The organism is Roseomonas sp. F4 (genome assembly GCF_053891155.1).
Genome location: NZ_JBSSHK010000007.1, coordinates 233686 through 249217 on the forward strand (window position 1 = coordinate 233686; position 15532 = coordinate 249217).

Annotated in this window: 15 protein-coding genes, 1 tRNA gene and 1 pseudogene; 13 read left to right on the forward strand and 4 right to left on the reverse strand. The window is 70.9% G+C overall.

The genetic code is table 11. The features are described 5' to 3' along the window. Positions 1 to 3: 3 nt before the first annotated feature. The 7 genes from ACVFYP_RS26690 to ACVFYP_RS26720 all read left to right on the forward strand — a co-directional run bounded on the left by ACVFYP_RS26690 (position 4) and on the right by ACVFYP_RS26720 (position 7134). Entirely contained in the window at positions 4 to 1107 is a 1104-nt protein-coding gene (locus tag ACVFYP_RS26690) for a glycosyltransferase family 2 protein (RefSeq protein ID WP_499203221.1), read from the forward strand. Positions 1108 to 1110: 3 nt separating this feature from the next. Continuing rightward, positions 1111 to 2709: a squalene/phytoene synthase family protein gene (locus ACVFYP_RS26695; RefSeq protein ID WP_499203222.1), complete on the forward strand. Its 1599-nt coding sequence runs from the start codon at positions 1111 to 1113 to the stop codon at positions 2707 to 2709. After that, positions 2706 to 3956 (forward strand): hydroxysqualene dehydroxylase, encoded by a 1251-nt coding sequence (locus tag ACVFYP_RS26700; protein ID WP_499203223.1) that lies wholly within the window; start codon positions 2706 to 2708, stop codon positions 3954 to 3956. Before ACVFYP_RS26695 ends, ACVFYP_RS26700 begins: the two co-directional genes overlap by 4 nt. Then, positions 3953 to 5299, forward strand: a complete 1347-nt coding sequence (locus ACVFYP_RS26705; protein WP_499203224.1) for an aldehyde dehydrogenase family protein — start codon at positions 3953 to 3955, stop codon at positions 5297 to 5299. The genes ACVFYP_RS26700 and ACVFYP_RS26705 overlap by 4 nt, the downstream gene beginning before the upstream one ends. 69 nt (positions 5300 to 5368) lie before the next feature. Then, positions 5369 to 5971, forward strand: coding sequence for a GNAT family N-acetyltransferase (locus ACVFYP_RS26710; protein ID WP_499203225.1), 603 nt, complete (start codon positions 5369 to 5371; stop codon positions 5969 to 5971). Positions 5972 to 6036: 65 nt separating this feature from the next. Next, positions 6037 to 6109, forward strand: a tRNA-Ile gene (locus tag ACVFYP_RS26715). 155 nt (positions 6110 to 6264) lie between these two features. Beyond that, complete coding sequence (locus ACVFYP_RS26720; protein ID WP_499203226.1) at positions 6265 to 7134, forward strand: ATP-grasp fold amidoligase family protein; 870 nt, start codon at positions 6265 to 6267, stop codon at positions 7132 to 7134. 3 nt (positions 7135 to 7137) lie between these two features. Here the strand turns inward: ACVFYP_RS26720 and ACVFYP_RS26725 are convergent, their stop codons facing one another. Then, on the reverse strand, positions 7138 to 7839 hold the full coding sequence (locus tag ACVFYP_RS26725) for a response regulator transcription factor (RefSeq protein WP_499203227.1): 702 nt from the start codon (positions 7837 to 7839) through the stop codon (positions 7138 to 7140). 82 nt (positions 7840 to 7921) lie between these two features. Between ACVFYP_RS26725 and ACVFYP_RS26730 the strand changes: the two genes are divergently transcribed. The 4 genes from ACVFYP_RS26730 (at position 7922) to ACVFYP_RS26745 (ending at position 11707) form a co-directional block, all read left to right on the forward strand. Continuing rightward, positions 7922 to 8650, forward strand: a complete 729-nt coding sequence (locus ACVFYP_RS26730) for a HugZ family pyridoxamine 5'-phosphate oxidase (RefSeq protein ID WP_499203228.1) — start codon at positions 7922 to 7924, stop codon at positions 8648 to 8650. A gap of 129 nt (positions 8651 to 8779) precedes the next feature. Next, positions 8780 to 10375: a phosphoenolpyruvate carboxykinase gene (locus tag ACVFYP_RS26735; protein ID WP_499203229.1), complete on the forward strand. Its 1596-nt coding sequence runs from the start codon at positions 8780 to 8782 to the stop codon at positions 10373 to 10375. Between the two features lie 104 nt (positions 10376 to 10479). Continuing rightward, a complete protein-coding gene (locus tag ACVFYP_RS26740) occupies positions 10480 to 10896 on the forward strand; it encodes a DUF2237 family protein (RefSeq protein ID WP_499203230.1) in 417 nt (138 codons plus the stop codon). Positions 10897 to 10939: 43 nt separating this feature from the next. Next, positions 10940 to 11707: an SDR family oxidoreductase gene (locus tag ACVFYP_RS26745; protein WP_499203231.1), complete on the forward strand. Its 768-nt coding sequence runs from the start codon at positions 10940 to 10942 to the stop codon at positions 11705 to 11707. Here the strand turns inward: ACVFYP_RS26745 and mdoH are convergent. From mdoH to ACVFYP_RS26760, 3 genes are read right to left on the reverse strand one after another with little or no spacing between them, the layout of a single operon-like run. Beyond that, on the reverse strand, positions 11688 to 13370 hold the full coding sequence (gene mdoH, locus ACVFYP_RS26750) for a glucans biosynthesis glucosyltransferase MdoH (RefSeq protein ID WP_499203232.1): 1683 nt from the start codon (positions 13368 to 13370) through the stop codon (positions 11688 to 11690). The two genes, ACVFYP_RS26745 and mdoH, sit on opposite strands and share 20 nt — an antisense overlap. 31 nt (positions 13371 to 13401) lie before the next feature. Continuing rightward, entirely contained in the window at positions 13402 to 14175 is a 774-nt protein-coding gene (locus tag ACVFYP_RS26755) for a hypothetical protein (protein WP_499203233.1), read from the reverse strand. Beyond that, complete coding sequence (locus ACVFYP_RS26760) at positions 14172 to 14669, reverse strand: ABA4-like family protein (protein ID WP_499203234.1); 498 nt, start codon at positions 14667 to 14669, stop codon at positions 14172 to 14174. The genes ACVFYP_RS26755 and ACVFYP_RS26760 overlap by 4 nt, the downstream gene beginning before the upstream one ends. Between ACVFYP_RS26760 and ACVFYP_RS26765 the strand changes: the two genes are divergently transcribed. Beyond that, positions 14668 to 15294 carry a TetR/AcrR family transcriptional regulator gene (locus ACVFYP_RS26765; RefSeq protein WP_499203235.1) on the forward strand — a complete coding sequence of 209 codons (627 nt, stop codon included), beginning with the start codon at positions 14668 to 14670 and terminating at the stop codon, positions 15292 to 15294. The genes ACVFYP_RS26760 and ACVFYP_RS26765 overlap by 2 nt on opposite strands. A 58-nt stretch (positions 15295 to 15352) precedes the next feature. Further along, positions 15353 to 15532: pseudogene (locus tag ACVFYP_RS26770) on the forward strand (hypothetical protein); the annotation flags it as partial.

The following is a 15532-nucleotide window of genomic DNA, read 5'->3' on the forward strand; positions in this document are numbered from 1 at the left end:
GCGATGGATATCGACTTCACCTGGGCTTGGATTGCCCTCGCGCTTGCCATGTTCCCTGCCAGCATGGGGGTGGTGAACCTGTTCCTGGTGCGCCCGCCGCGGGGCACGCCGCCGGAGGGTACGCTGGTCTCCATCCTGATCCCGGCGCGGAACGAGGCGGCGAATATCGCCGCCTGCCTCGATGCCGTGCTCGCCTCGCGTGGCGTGGCGGTGGAGGTGGTGGTGATGGATGACGGCTCCACCGACGCCACCCCCGCCATCGTCGCCGATTACGCGACGCGGGATTCGCGGGTGCGGCTGGAGGCGGCGCCGCCTCTGCCGCCGGGCTGGACCGGCAAGGTGCATGCCTGCGCCCGGTTGGCGGCGGCCGCCCAGGGCACGCATTTCCTGTTCATCGACGCCGACGTGCGGCTGGCGCCCGATGCGGCCGCGCAGATGGCCGGCCATGCCGCGCGCACCGGCACGGCAATGGTCACCGGCGTGCCGCGCCAGGTCATCGGCTCGCTGGGCGAGGCGGCGACGGTGCCGATGATCAATTTTCTCCTGTTCTGCTACCTGCCGGGTGGCGGCCGGGCCTTCACGCGGCGGCCCGGCATGGCGGCGGCCTGCGGCCAGCTTCTGCTGGTGGAGCGGGAGGGGTATTTCGCGGCCGGCGGGCATGAAGGCGTGCGTGGCGTGCTGCATGATGGTCTCGCCTTGGCGCGACGCATGCGGGAGCACGGGCTGGCGACCGAGATCGTCGAGGGCCATGGCCTCGCCACCTGCCGCATGTATGCGAATTTCCGCGACAGCTGGGCCGGCTTCATCAAGAACGCGCGGGAAGGCATGGCCACGCCGGTGGGGCTGCCGATCTGGACCGTCATGCTCGCCGGCGCGCATCTCTGGCCGTTCTTCTTCCTGCCGCGACCGGCGGCGCTGCTGGCGCTGGCCCTGGGCTTTGCCCTGCGCGCGGCGGTGACGCTGCGGGTGCGGGAGCCCTGGTGGACCATTCCGCTGCACCCGCTGACGGTCGCCGTGGCGCTGGCGATTCAGTGGACGGCGCTGGTGCGCGGGTTGTTGGGGCGGCCGGCGGGGTGGAAGGGCCGTGCTTATCCGGGTACGGCCTAACCGATGGATCATGCCGGCATCGCCGCCAACCCGCCGAGCCGGAATGAAACGACGGAAAACTTCCCCGTCGCCTCTCGCCTGCTGCCGGCAACGCTGCGGCCCAAGGTGCTGGCCTTCTATCGCTTCGCCCGGATGGCCGATGACATCGCCGATGCGCCGGGGCTGAGCCCGGAGGAGAAGCTGGCGCGGCTGGATCATATGGAGCGCCTGCTGGACGATCCGGCCGGCCCCCTGGCTGCGGTCGGCACGGCGGAAGCGCGGACCCTTCTGTCCGCCTTCCGGCAGGATGCAGTGCAGGGCCGTTACCCGGACTGGGCGGCGCTGGAGGATTATTGCGCCCGCTCCGCCGCCCCCGTCGGCCGGCTGCTGCTGCGTCTGCATGACGAGAGGCAGGCGGAGGCGCCCCGCGCGGCGGATGCGCTCTGCGCCGGTTTGCAGATCTTGAACCACCTGCAGGACCTGGCGCCCGACCGCGCGGCGATGAACCGCATCTACCTGCCCGAGCCCTGGATGGCGCTGGCGGGCGGCGAGGCCGCCTTCTTCGACCCGGCCAACCCGGCCCGCCGTGCCGTGCTGGATGCGGCGCTGGACCGGGTGGAGGCGCTGCTGGAACAGGCGGCGCCGCTGCCGCGCCTGCTTACCTCCCGCCTTCGCTTGCAGGCGGCGGTGACGTTGGATCTCGGCTGGCGGCTGCTGGCGAAGCTGCGGGCGGCGGACCCGATTGCCGGGCGGGTGGCGCTCGGGCGCGCGGATTTCGGGGCCGCCTTCGCCGGGCTGGCGCGCGGACCGCGCAGCGATGCCGCCGTGGTGCGCGACCGGGTGGGGCGGGCCGGCAGCAGTTTTGGGCGCGGCATGGCGGTGCTGAAGGGGCAGCGCCGTCGCGGCCTCTATGCCGTCTATGGCTTCTGCCGCGCGGTGGACGACATCGCCGATGGCGCAATGCCGGAAGGCGAGAAGCGCCGGCTGCTGGCCCAATGGCGCCAGAAACTCACCGCCCCGGATTGCGCCCTCTCCGCCGAGCTCGCCTGGGCGCGCGAAGCCTTCGCGCTGCCTCTGGCGGAATGCGAGGCCATGATCGACGGCATGGAGACGGATGCCACCCCCGGCCTGCGCCTGCCGGATGAGGCGGCGCTCGACACCTATTGCCGCCGCGTCGCCGGCAGCGTCGGCGCCATGGCGGTGCGCATCTTTGGCGCGCCGGGGGCGCAGAAATTCGGGCTCGCGCTCGGCCGCACGCTCCAGCTGGTGAACATCCTGCGCGATGTGGACGAGGATGCGGCGATCGACCGTGTCTATGTCCCCGCCAGCCTGCTGACGCGACACGGCGTGAAACAGGACAGCGCGGAAGCGGTCGTGACGCATCCCGGCTTCGTGTCATGCTGTGCCGAACTTTCGGCCCGCGCGACGGAAGGTTTTGCGCGTGCGGAGCGGGAGCTCGGGGAGCATGACAGGCGGGCGATGAAACCGGCGCGCATCATGATGTGGGGCTATCGCCGGCTGCTCGACCGCATGCTCGCCCGTGGTTTCGCGCCGCCGCGCGCACGTCCGCGCCTGACCAGGGCGGAGAAGCTGCGCATGGCCTGGCTGGCGCTGCGGCCATGAGTGATCCCGGCATGGTGCATGTGGTGGGCGCCGGCGTCTCCGGCCTCGCCGCCGCCCTGTCCCTGGTGCGGGAGGGGCGGCGCGTCACCCTGCATGAGGGCTCCCCGGTCGCTGGCGGCCGCGCCCGCGCCTTGCCGGATGGCACTGACAACGGCACCCATGCGCTGCTCGGCGCCAACCGCGCCGCGCTGCGCTTCCTGGAACGGATCGGGGCGCGGGAGGGCTGGGTGGAGCCGGAGCCCGCCGGCCTGCCGGTGCTGGATCTGGAAAGCCATGTGGCGCGGCGGGTGGCGCTGTCTCCGCTCGGCTGGGGCGATTCCCGCAAGCGGCCGGAGGGGGTGACGCTCGGCAGCCTTCTGGCCCTGCTGCGGCTGGCCCTGCCCGGCGCTGATCGCAGCGTGGCCAGCGCCTTCGCCGCCCATCCGGTGCTGTTGCGCGCGCTGGTCGAGCCGCTGACCGTCGCGGCGCTGAACACGCCCGTGGAGGAAGCCTCCGCCCGGCTGCTGGGCGCCGTGCTGCGGCGCCTCGGCGGGCGCGGCGCGGCGCGGTTGCTGGTGGCGCGCAACGGGCTGGGGCCGGATCTGGTGGCGCCGGCGCTCGCCACCCTTGCTTGCCACGGTGCCTGGCTGCGCTGCGGCGAAAGGCTGCGCGGCCTGGTGCGGGCGGGGGGGCGCGTCCATTCGCTGGAATTCGCCGAGATGACCCTGCCGATCGGCCCCGCTGACGCGGTGGTGCTGGCCCTGCCGCCCTGGGAGGTGGCGCGGCTGCTGCCCGGCATTCCGGTGCCGCAGCGCCATGCGCCGATCCTCAATGTGCACTTCGCCCGGGTGGCGGAAGGGCCGCTGCGCTTCATCGGGCTGCTGGGCGGGCTGGCGCAATGGGTGCTGGTGCGGCCGGATGGCATCTCCGTCACCGTCAGCGCGGCGGATGCCGAGGTGGCGCTGACCGATGCAGAAGCTGCCGCGCGGATCTGGCCGGAGGTGCGGGAGGCCGCGCTGCGCTTTGGCCTGCCCGGTGACTGGCCGGTCACCCCGCCCCCTGCGCGCGCCGTGCGCGAACGCCGCGCCACGCCACGCCACGGGCTGAATCCGCCCGCCGCCCCGCCGCGCCAGCCTTTGCCCAACCTGGCCCTGGCCGGGGACTGGACCGTGCCGGCCCTGCCCGCGACGCTGGAGGCGGCCGTGCGGTCGGGGGAGGCCGCCGCCGCGGCCCTGGCCCGCGCGCCGCGCCAGTCGGTGGCGGCTTGACCCCTGCGGCGGCGCTGGCGCGGCTGCGCGCGGCGCAGGACCGGGATGGCCGGCCGAGCCTTGCGCTTCGGCGGGACCTGCTCGACCGGCTGGCTAAGACGTTGCTGGCACGGGCGGAGGACCTCGCCGCGGCGCTGGATGCGGATTACGAGGGACGCTCGCGGCTGGAGACGCTGCTGGCCGATGTGCTCTGCACCGTCGATGCCGCGCGTTATTCACGCCGTCACCTGAAACGCTGGGCCAAGCCGCGCCACGTCGCCGTGCCCTATCCCTTCTGGCCGGCCCGGGCCTGGGAGGAGCCGGTGCCGAAGGGCGTCATCGGCATCATGGCGCCCTGGAACTACCCGGTGCAGCTTGCCTTGATCCCGGTGGTGGACGCCATCGCCGCCGGCAACCGGGTTGCGGTGAAGCCGAGCGAGGCGGTGCCGCGCACGGCGGCGCTGATCGCGGAGGTGCTGGAGGCCGCGCTCGGCCCCGACATGGCGGCGACGGTGCAGGGCGGGCCGTTAGTGGCGGCGGATTTCGCGGCGCAGCCCTGGGACCATCTGATGTTCACCGGCGGCACCGAAACCGGCCGCAAGGTGGCCCTGGCCGCCGCCCGCAACCTGGTGCCGCTGACGCTGGAACTCGGCGGCAAATGCCCGGCGGTCGTGCTGCCGGGCGCCGATCTGGCGGTGGCGGCGAAGGACATCCTGGCCGGCAAGGCCGTGAATGCCGGGCAGACCTGCATCGCGCCGGACACGGTGCTTTTGATTGGCCACACGCCGGAGGCCTTTGCCCAGGCCTGCCGCGCCAGCGGCATCGCTCTGCCGGAATCGGGCCTTGCCAGCGCGGCTCAGGCGGCGCGGCTCGATCGCCTGAGCGAAGGGGTGGTGCTGGACCGGCTCGGGCCGGATGGGCCGGGTCGGCAGCGCGCTTTGGCGCTCGCGCAACCCGGCGGTGATTCGCCTCTGACGCGGGAGGAAATTTTCGGTCCGGTTCTGGCTGTACAACCTATGCGCGATCTACCGGCCGCCATCGCCTGGATCCGTGACCGACCAAATCCCCTGGCGATCTATACCTTTGGCGCCAGCCATGCGGAACGTGCATCGCTCGCGGCGGCGACATCCTCCGGTGCGGTGATCAGTGACCGTGCTGTGGAGTATGCGGCCTTCCCGGCGCTGGGATTTGGAGGGGTAGGGGGGTCAGGATTTGGACGATATCATGGAAAAGCGGGATTTCTCGAATTTTCCGTAATGCGTTCACATGTTCGACATGGACGCTGGAGTCTTTCGCGTCTCTTTGATCTTCCAAGAAAAAGATTCGCTCAGCGGTTGATCGCCACACTGGTAAAGGGCCGTTAAGGATGGCAAAGTTGTTTTATGAACGCATCAGGCGATCTCCTTCGCGACCTACACACGCAGAGGCTGCTGTTGCGTCTGCCGCGTCCTGATGATGCGAAGGCACTGTCTGGCCTGATGGGGCCGGAGATCAGTGCCCGGCTTGCCTCCTGGCCCGTGCACCTGACCCCCGCCGCCGCCGCGCGCCGGTTGAGCGAGGCCCGCGCCGCGGCCCTGGCCGGCTTGGCCTTGCCGCTGGTCATCACCCGCCGCGCGAATGCGGAGGTGCTGGGCTGGATCAGCGCAGCACGTTCGGAACGGGACCACAATCGGGCCGTGCTGACCTACTGGCTCGGCAACCATGCTCATGGCGAAGGTGTGATGCGGGAGGCCGCGCCGGCCGCCCTGGCCGCCGCTTTCGACCACCTCGACGTGGTCGAGGTGCGGGCTGCGGTGCAGGTGGACAACCTTGCCTCCCGCGCCGTGCTGCGCGGCCTCGGCATGCGGCCCTTCGGCCTTGGGCACATCTGGTGCGCGGCCCGGGGGCGGGAGGAGCAATGCGAGTGGTGGGCCGTGTCGCGCCCGCTCGACAGGACGCAAAGCGTGGCGCAGGCGCCCGAACAACTGGGGCTGATCCCGCCGGAGCTGGCCGAGCGTGCCGAGGGCCGGGCCGAGAACACACTCTCCCTCGGATAGATTCGGCCGCGAGGCGTGGCGGGCTTGCGTGAAACAGCGCCGCTTGCGATGCAGACAACCGCTCTGGGCCCGTAGCTCAATGGTCAGAGCGGGCCGCTCATAACGGCTTGGTTGCAGGTTCGAGTCCTGCCGGGCCCATTCCGGCCGAGCGCCTCACACACTGCATCGTGTGGCACCGCGGGCTGTCCCCGCCGTGGCCGTCGTGACCTAACGGTCGCTCCACCATGCCCAAAGGGCCTTTGCCCGCGTTGCCAGACCTGTTCCTGCCGCCCCGTCTCCGCCATTGGCGCGCCTTGATTTGCCGCATCCGGCGGGAGTACCGGCAGGGCCATGGCCGGGCGCTGTCGCTGTTCCGACCACGCCGCTTCACCGAGAAGATGCAGTGGCGGAAGCTGTTCGACCTCGATCCGCGTCATGTCATCCTGTCCGACAGGCTCGCCGTGCGGGAGTTCATCGCCGAGAGGGTGGGGGCGGAGTCGCTTGTGCCGCTGCTCTGGTCCGGCGCCAGCCCGGGCGCCCTGCCGATCGAGACGCTGACGCCACCCTATGCGGTGAAAAGCAGCCATGGCCCCGGCCATTGCCTGATCGTGCCGCGCGGTGGCGTGGCGGATGCGGCGGCGATCCGCGCCCAGGCGACAGCATGGCTGGATGACCGCCATGGCAGCCTGGTGACGGAGCCCGCCTATCTCGGCATACCGCGCCGGCTATTGGTGGAACGGCTGCTGGAACTGCCCGCTGGCGGCGCGCCACCGGAGCACAAGGTCTTCGTCTTTGGCGGCCGCGCGACGGTGATCCTGACCGTGACGGCGAACCAACCGCCCGCGCGACGCGCCTTGGCCTTCCACACGCCGGATTGGCGGCCGCTGCATTGGAAGGTGGAGGGCGAGGCGGTGCGGCGCGCGCCGCTGCCCCGTCCCGCCCGGCTGGCGGAGATCCTGGCCCTGTCCGAGCGCCTGGCCGACGGCTTCGACCATATGCGGGTGGACCTGCATGACGGCCCGGACCGCCTGCGGGTCGGCGCGCTGACCGCCTATAGCTGGTCCGGCATCATGCGCATGGACCCGGATGAGGCCGACCTGATTCTCGGCGAGGCCTGGGCGCTGCGCGGCCCCCTGGCGCGGGCGCTCTGGACCATGCTGCGCCGGCGCCATCCGGTGGCGTGAGGCTCACGCCTCCTTGTAGCGATACCCCAGCCCGTACAGCGTCTCGATCTGGGCGAAGTCGTCGTCCACCTGCCGGAACTTCTTGCGCACGCGCTTCACATGGCTGTCGATGGTGCGGTCATCGACATAGATGTTCTCGCCATAGGCGCCGTCGATCAGCTGGTCGCGGTTCTTCACCATGCCGGGGCGGACGGCCAACGCCTTCACCAGCAGGAATTCGGTGACGGTCAGCTGCACCTGTTTTCCCTTCCACATGCAGGTGTGCTTGGTCTCATCCAACACCAGGTCGCCGCGGGCGATGATGCCGCCGGCGGGGGTGCCGCTGCCCTCGGCGCGGCCGGCCTCGTTGCGGCGCAGCAGGGCGCGGATGCGTTCCAGCAGCAGGCGCTGGCTGAAGGGTTTCGTGATGTAGTCGTCGGCGCCGAGCCGCAGACCCATCAGCTCATCGAGTTCGTCATCCTTGCTGGTCAGGAAGATCACCGGCATGGCGCTGCGCTGGCGCAGCCGCTGCAGCAGTTCCATCCCATCCATCCGCGGCATCTTGACGTCGAGCACCGCGAGATCCGCCGGCCGGGCCATCAGCCCCTGCAAGGCGCTTTCACCGTCGGTATAGGTGCGCACGATGAAGCCTTCCTGCTCCAGGGTCATGGAGACGCTGGTCAGGATGTTGCGGTCGTCATCCACCAGGGCGATGGTGTGCGGCACAGTTCGGAACTCCTCGGGCGGCGATATCGGCGCCGTGACCTGTGTAACGGTCAATTGTGGCAAAGCCGGGTCAGGCGCGAAGGTGGCGACGACAATGGTGGATATCGATCACGGTTTTGCGGCCCGCAAGCTTCTTCGCGCCGCATCCTCCGCCACTTTGGCCACCGTGACGGAGGGCCAGCCCTTTGCCAGTCTGGTGACCTATGCGGTGCTGCCGGACCTGACCATCCTGCTGCTGCTGTCCGACCTGTCCGAACACACCCGCCATCTGAAGGCCGAGCCGCGCTGCGCCCTGCTGGTGCAGGGAGTGGCGGAGGAGGTCAATCCGCAGACCGCGCCACGCCTCAGCGTGACCGGGCTGGCGGAGCTTGCGCCGCCGGAGCTGAAGACGCGCTTCCTGGCGCGGCACCCCTATGCCGCGCTCTATGCCGATTTCGGCGACTTCCGACTGTGGCAGATTCGCCCCGCCGCCGGTCTGCTGGTGGCGGGATTCGCCCGCGCCACACGGCTGCGCCAGGCGGAACTGCGGCCCGATCCGGCCGCCGTGGCGGCGCTGGCGGCGGCCGAGTCGGGTATTCTCGATCATGTGAACGCCGACCACGCCGATGCGCTGGTCGCCATCGCCACCGGCCTTCTGGGCCGTCAAGCAGGCGAATGGCGCATGACCGGCGTCGATCCGGATGGATGTGACCTCGCTGCGGGCGATTGCACCGCCTATCTGCCCTGGACCGCGCCAGTCTCCGATTCCACGGGCGTCCGGATGGGTCTGGTCCAGGCGACGCGGGAAGGGCGGGCGCGACTGGCTTTGTAAAGTAACCAACTGGTTCGCATTGCTTGAGACAGCTTACGCGCCCTAATTTCGCCGCGCTGGGCGGCCCATATGGGGCGCGTAGTGTGGCAGGCGCGTCTGGTGCCCGCTGCGCCCTATTGGAGGCTTTCGATGACGTCCACCCAATCCGCCCTGTCCGGGACCGGCGTCGCCGGCTCGGCGACCGTCCATGCCAACCTGACCGCCGCGGGCCTCTACGCCCATGCGCTGCGGCGGGGTGAGGGGCGGCTGTCGGCGGATGGCGCCTTCATGGCGGTGACCGGCCAGCACACCGGCCGCTCCGTCCAGGACAAGTTCGTGGTGGACGATCCGGAAGTGCATGACGCCGTCTGGTGGGGCAAGGTCAACCGCCCGCTGCCGGTCGACAAGTTCAAGGCCTTCACGACCAAGGTCCGCGGCTGGCTCGGCGAGAAGCCGGAACTGTTCACCCAGGACCTCTATGCCGGCGCCGACCCCGCGCACCGCATCAAGGTGCGGCTGGTGACGACGAACGCCTGGCACGCGCTGTTCGCGCGCAACATGTTCATCCGCCCGGACCGCGCGGAGCTCGCCGATTTCAAGCCGGACTACACCATTCTGCACGCGCCGGAATATGAGGCCGACCCGGCCGTCGATGGCTGCCGCACCAGCACGCTGATCGCGCTGTCCTTCGCCGCGCGCACCATCTGCATCGCCGGCACCAGCTATGCGGGCGAGATCAAGAAGTCGATCTTCACCGTGATGAACTGGATCCTGCCGGATCGCGGCGTGCTGCCGATGCACTGCTCCGCGAACCTCGGCAAGGATGGCGACACGGCGCTGTTCTTCGGTCTGTCCGGCACCGGCAAGACCACGCTCTCCTCCGACCCCGAGCGCCAGCTCATCGGCGATGACGAGCATGGCTGGTCCGACACGGGCGTCTTCAACTTCGAAGGCGGCTGCTACGCCAAGGTCATCAAGCTGAGCCGCGAGGCCGAGCCGCAGATCTGGGACGCGTCCCACCGTTTCGGCGCGGTGCTGGAGAACGTGGTCGGCGACGACTACGGCAGCCTCGACCTCGACGACAACGGCCTGACCGAGAACACCCGCTCCTGCTACCCGATCGAGTTCATCCCGAACACGGTCGCGGGCGGCCAGGCGGGCAAGCCGAAGAACGTGGTGATGCTGACGGCGGATGCCTTCGGCGTGCTGCCGCCGATCGCCAAGCTGACGGCGGCGCAGGCCATGTACCACTTCCTGTCCGGCTATACGGCGCGCGTCGCCGGCACCGAAAAGGGCCTGGGCAAGGAGCCGCAGGCCACCTTCTCCACCTGCTTCGGCGCCCCCTTCCTGCCGCGCCACCCGGAAGTCTATGGCAAGATGCTGGCGGAGCGGATCGCCAAGGACGGCGCCGAGGTGTGGCTGGTGAACACCGGCTGGACCGGCGGCGCCTATGGCACCGGCAAGCGCATGTCCATCCAGCACACCCGCGCGCTGCTGCGCGCCGCGCTGGATGGCAGCCTGGCCAAGGTGGAGTTCGAGACCGATCCCTTCTTCGGCCTGTCCATCCCGAAGGCGGTCCCGGGCATCCCGAGCGACGTGCTGAACCCGCGCAACAGCTGGGCCGACAAGGCCGCCTACGACAAGCAGGCCAAGCAGCTGGTCTCCCTGTTCGAGCAGAACTTCGAGACCTTTGCCGGCGCCGTCAGCGACGATGTGAAGGCGGCGGCGATCCGCGCGGCGGCCTGATTTCGGCAGGGCGCCGGCCTTGGCCGGCGCCCTGGCCTGTATGGGCTATGCATCCGGAGGCCGGGCGGCTCTATGCTGTCTGGCTGAACCGCCGGAGCTGCCCAATGCCCTATGGCGAGAACGATCCGGGCCGATCCCTGCCCGAGGCCCCGCCGCCCGCACGCAATGTGCTCGGTGGCGTGCTGCTGCCCTGTTCGGTGGCCCCGCTGACCGGCTTCTTCCGCGATGGCTGCTGCAACACCGGCCCGCAGGATCGCGGGCTGCATGTGGTCTGCGTCGAGGTGACGGCGGCCTTCCTCGATTTCAGCCGCCAGCGCGGCAACGACCTCTCCACGCCCCGTCCCGAATACGGCTTTCCCGGATTAAGCCCCGGCGACCGCTGGTGCCTCTGTGCCGCGCGGTGGGAGGAGGCGCGGCGGGTTGGCCTCGCCCCGGCCGTGTTGCTGGAGGCGACGCATGAGGCGGCGCTGACCGTGGTGCGCCTGCCGGATTTGCGCGACCACGCCCTGGACCCCGTCTGACCAACCGCGCGAGACTGCCCCCCAACCAAGGGGGAAAAGCGCGATGAAGCAGGCGCATGTCCAGAAATTCGACCTGACCGGGCGCGTCGCCCTCATCACCGGGGCGTCCCGCGGCCTCGGCGCCGCCATGGCGCGCGGGCTGGCGGAAGCCGGGGCGGAGGTGATCCTGAACGGCCGCGACCCGGCGGCGCTGGAGGCGATGGCGGAGGCGCTGCGGGCCGATGGCCTCGCCTGCCGGATCAGCGCCTTCGACGTGACCGATGGCCCGGCGGTGGAGGCGGCGGTGGCCGGCCTCGGCCCGATCGACATCCTTCTCCACAATGCCGGCAACCAGCACCGCGCGCCGATCGAGGAGACGACGGAGGAAGGCTGGCACAGCGTGATCGACACGCATCTGACCGCCCTGTGGCGGCTGTCCCGCCTGATCGTGCCGGGGATGAAGGAACGCCGCCGCGGCAAGGTGATCGCCACCGGCAGCCTGGCCAGCGATCTCGGCCGCGCCACCATCACGCCCTATGCCTCCGCCAAGGGCGGGCTGAAGATGTTCATCCGGGCGCTGGCGGTGGAACTCGGGCCGTGGAACATCCAGTGCAATGCCATCGGCCCGGGCTGGTTCGACACGGAGATGAACAAGCCGCTGCTGGCCAATCCGGAATGGCTGGCGATGGTGCAGCGGCGTTGCCCGGCCGGGCGCTATGCGCAGCCGGAGGAGATTGCCGGCACGGCGGTGTTCCTGGCTTCGCCGGCGTCGGACTTCATCTCGGGGCAGTTGATCTTCGTGGATGGCGGCGTCACGGCGAGCATGAGCTGAGGAGCCGAACCTCCTCCGGCACCGCCGCGATGCCGCGCGCGCGCAGCCAGGCGGCGGCGCGCGGATCGGCGGTCCAGACACAAAGCGGCACGGCCAGGATCATCCCGGCCGTGAAGGGCAGGGCCAGCAGCAGCGCGGGCCAGGAGATGCTGGCGAAGGTGGTGGTCAGCAGCAGGCCGATCACCGTATGCGGCCAGAGCAGCCGCATCGCATCACCCCAGGCCACGCCGCGATCGGCGCGGTTCTGGGGCAGCCAGCCAGGGCGGGCGCCGAAGGGCAGCAGGGCCAGGAAGATCGCCTTGTTCAGGATCGACAGCGGCTCGAACAGCTGGGTGAACAGCAGCTCCGCTAGCGCGCCACGGGCGAAGGCGGCGCGGCCGCCATAGGTCTTGGCGACATCGCGCTGGATCAGCACCTGGGCATAGCCCGCCAGCTTTGGCGCGAAATAGCAAAGACAATGCGCCAGGATGGCGAGCGCCAACGCCCCCATCGGCGTCGCCGCGCCACCGCCACCAACCCCATTCGCCGCCGCCAGCAGCAGCGTCAGGACATAGAGCGGCGCGCCCAGAAACAGCAGGATGGCTTGCAGCAATTGCAGCCGCCCCAGCCAGGTCATCCCCGGCAGGCGGAACAGCCAGAAATACTGCATGTTGCCGGCGCCCCAGCGCTCGTCGCGGCGCAGGAATTCCGGCAAAGCAGGGGGGTTGGCTTCCTGGCTGCCATCCTCCGCCGGCAGACAGCGCACCGCCCAGCCGGCGGATTGCAGCCGCACCGATTCCACCATGTCGTGGCTCAGGATTCGGCTGCCATCCGGCAGCGCCTCCAGCTTCGCATGATCGCGGAAGGGGGCAACGCGGAGGATGGCGTTGTGGCCCCAATAGGGGCCGGCATCCATCTGCCACCAGGCCTGGCCGGTGGCCCAGCTGCGCATGCCGGCGCGCATGCCGAACTGGAACAGGCGGGGGAAGGCGGCGGTGGCGGGACGGCCGACGATAAGCTGCTGCACGATGCCGAGTCGGGGGTCCGCCTCCATCACCGCGACCAGCCGCAGCACCGACCGCGGGCTCATCACGCTGTCGGCGTCCAGCGTCAGGAAGAAGGCCTCGTCGGTCAAATGATGGTCGAGGGCGTCCATCACATTGCCTGCCTTGTAGCCGGTATTGTCGGCGCGGCGGCGGTAGCGGGCGTTCGGATGTCGCGCCAGGAAGTCGGCGACCGCCGATTCCTCCGCCGCCACCGCCGCCGGGTCCTGGGTGTCGGAGAGCAGCCACAGGCGGAACCGGTCGCCGGCGCCGGCCGCCTCCAGGCCCAGCAGCAATTCGGCCAGCGGCGGCAGCACCGCGCCCATCTCCTCATTCCGCAGGCAGACCAACAGGGCCGTCACGGCCTCTGGCGGGCCGGGGCGTGCCTGGGCCAGGGCCGGCAGCACGGCGGCGGGCGGGTCCGCGGCGCGCAGCAGGATCACCAGGCCGACCAGGGCATTGGCGGCAGAAAGTGCCGTCCAGGGCGTGGTCAGCAGCACGCAGGCCAGGATCGCCGCTTCCAGCGCGCCGATTCCGCCGGGCGCCAGAACCCGCCAGACCAGCACCAGCAGCAACGCGGCCAGCGCCGCCACCAGCAGGGCGAAAAGCGATCGGCGGAGCAGGGGGGATTCATGGGTCACCTGCTCCCCATGACGCCGGAAGATGGCGCGGTTACGGCGAGAGCGGCACGCCCGCCAGCGCCAGCCACAGCGCCGTCACGGATAGCCCCGACCAGCCCGCCGCCACCACGCCCACCGGCCAGCTGCCGGTGCGGGTCAGCAGCCAGAAGCCGGGCACCAGCTGCATCGCGTGGATGGCGAGGAAATGCGCCACCCGCAGATCGCCGCCATCGCGTGACCAGAAGAAGGGCGGGAAGCCCGGCGTGCCGCTGCCGCCGACCAGCGCGCTGCCGGCGCCGCCCATGGCGAAGCCGGTGACGCCGCCCAGCACCCCGGCCACCACCAGCCCCAGCCCGACCGCCAGCCGCCAGGGCCGTGGCTGCGCCGCATCGCCGCGCGCCAGCACCAGCAGCCCGAGCAGCGCCGCCAGCGCCACCAGCACTGTGGCGCCCAGCCCCATCAGCGTGAACATGACCTGTCCGAAAGGGTCGTCGGCAAAGTGGCTCGGCAGGCCGGCGGCCGCGCGGAAGCTGATCCAGCCCTGTTCGAACAGGGAGGCCGCCAGCGTCCCCCACAGCACCAGCCCGGCCAGCGCACCCCGCCGCGCCGCCGGGGCCAGCACCCCCCAGGCCCAGGCCAGGGTCCAGAACCAGGGGATGAAGGAGGCGGCGAATTTCGCCGGCTTGGTCCAGACGGAGACGCCGTGGATCTGCCGCGGATCCACCGCCATGGCGGCCAGGCTCAGCAGCAGGCAGAGGAGCGCCACCCAGCCGGCCCAGGCCAGCACAGGCTGCCGCCGATGCAGCTCCGCGACCAGCGCCCTCATCGCCGCAAGCCGCGCAGGCCGAGGAACAGCAGCAGCCCCGCCGGCCCGGCCAGGAAGGTCGGCGGCAGGCAGAGGCGGACCAGCCAGGGGTTCATCCCCTCCGCCGCGCCGCGCCGGCAGATCCAGGCGCCGAGGAACAGGTCGAAGGCCAGGTAATGCACCCAGCCGGCCAGCAGCAGGCCGGGCGTGCGGAACAGCGCCGCCACCTCCGCCAGCGACCCGAAGCCGCCTTCCGCCCCGCCCCAATGGGCTGCCAACAGCACGGTGTAGAGCGCGGCGAGCACGGCCGGGATGGCCAGACCGGCCAGCAGCCAATTCGCCCATCGCCGTCGCGGCGCCACCAGCAAGGCGAGCCATCCGGCCATCGCGAGGCTTCCGGCAACGGAGAAAATGGTTTCGAGCGACATGCGGGCCTCGAACTTGACAATGGTCAGTCTCTCGCAGGGTGATCTGACCATTGTCAAGTTGAATCGCGCGGCGCAGAGTCGCGCCATGTCCGTCACCCCCAAAGCCCGCGGCCGCCACCATCACGGCGACCTCCGCCGCGCCCTGCTGGATGCCGTGGCCGAGATTGTGCGGGAGGCGGGGCCGGAGGCCGTGTCCCTGCGCGAATGCGCCCGCCGCGCCGGCGTGTCCCACTCGGCCGCCACGCCCCATTTCGGCGACAAGCGCGGGCTGATGACGGCCTTTGCCACCGAGAAGTCGCTGCGCCTGCGTGCCGCCATGGAAGCCGCCCTGGCCGCGCTGCCGGCCAGCGCCAGCCCGGTGGAGCGGCTGGCGGCGACGGGGCGCGGCTACATGGCCTTCGCCCGCGACAACCCCGCGCATTTCCGGCTGATGTTCCGCACCGACCTGATCGATCCCGAGGACCCCGCCTGGGGCGATGCCGCCCGCCGTGCGCGGGAGCCGCTGGACGCGGCGATGCGCGCGGTGGCGCCCGGCGTCGACGATCGCGCCCTGCGCGCCCGCATCGCCCTGGCCTGGGCGGGGGTGCATGGCTTCTGCACCCTGCGCGCGGAGGCACCGCGCAGCGACCTCTGGCATCCCGAACCCCGCGGGGCGGAGGCGGCGGAGGATGTGCTGGCCTTGCTGGTGGCGGCCTGCCTGCCCCGGGCCTGAGCGGGGAAACATCCGGCTTGCCGGGCGTTGCCAGGGGAACCGATCCGGAACCGCTTACATGCCCCAATCCCGCCCCATGCTGCTGCCGCGCCTGATCGCCGTACTGCTTCTTCTGTTCGGACTTGGACTGGCTGGCGGTGGCGCGTGGCTGGCGCTGCTCGGCGGGTCCTGGTTCTACCTGCCGGCGGGCCTGGCGCTGCTGGCCAGCGGCGTGCTGCTGTGGCGGGGGGGGGGGGCG